Raw genomic sequence first — 599 nt, forward strand, 5'->3', positions numbered from 1 at the left:
GTCTGATCATCGGCGGGATCTTTGCGTTCTTCCTGTTTATCGCTTTCCTGATTGTCAGCATCCTGTTCAGCATTCAGCGCCTGCACGACATCGGTTGGTCGGGCTGGCTCTGGCTACTGAACCTGGTGCCATTCGTGGGCAGTTTCTTTCCGCTGGTGATCATGGTCGTGCCGGGCAATACCGGCGCCAACCGTTACGGCCCTCCCCCACCGCCCAACAGCACTGCCGTGAAAGTGCTGTGCTCCCTGTGGATCGTGTTCTTCGCGCTGGTGTTCGCCGGCGGCATGCTTGGCGGGATCTCGGCCATCCAGCAGGAATATGAAAGCAATCTAGAAAGCAGCTACGAAAGTGGCTCGGTGACCACTGATGAAGTCGAAGTAGAGGTCGAAGCGCCTGCGGATTCCGCCGACGAGGCAGCCGAAGCGGCGCAGGCCCCTGTAGACTCTGCGAAAGAATGAACAGCGCTCCCCGCCGTGACACCCGCGTCGCCGGCGCGGAGCTGTTGCGATGGAGAATTGCATGACCCGTTACGCACTGATCACCGGCGCTTCCAGCGGCATTGGCCTGGCGATGGCCGAGGCACTGGCCCGGCGTGGCCG

1 protein-coding gene and 1 pseudogene are annotated in these 599 nt (G+C 61.4%); both read left to right on the forward strand.

The window, feature by feature from the left end:
* Positions 1-458 (forward strand): DUF805 domain-containing protein (locus BK660_RS31940; RefSeq protein ID WP_148057548.1); only part of this gene is annotated, 458 nt, incomplete at its 5' end.
* 61 nt (positions 459-519) lie between these two features.
* Positions 520-599 (forward strand): annotated as a pseudogene (locus BK660_RS31945) (SDR family NAD(P)-dependent oxidoreductase); the annotation flags it as partial.

The organism is Pseudomonas brassicacearum (genome assembly GCF_003732265.1).
In the GTDB taxonomy this organism is placed as follows: Bacteria; Pseudomonadota; Gammaproteobacteria; order Pseudomonadales; family Pseudomonadaceae; genus Aquipseudomonas; species Aquipseudomonas brassicacearum_D.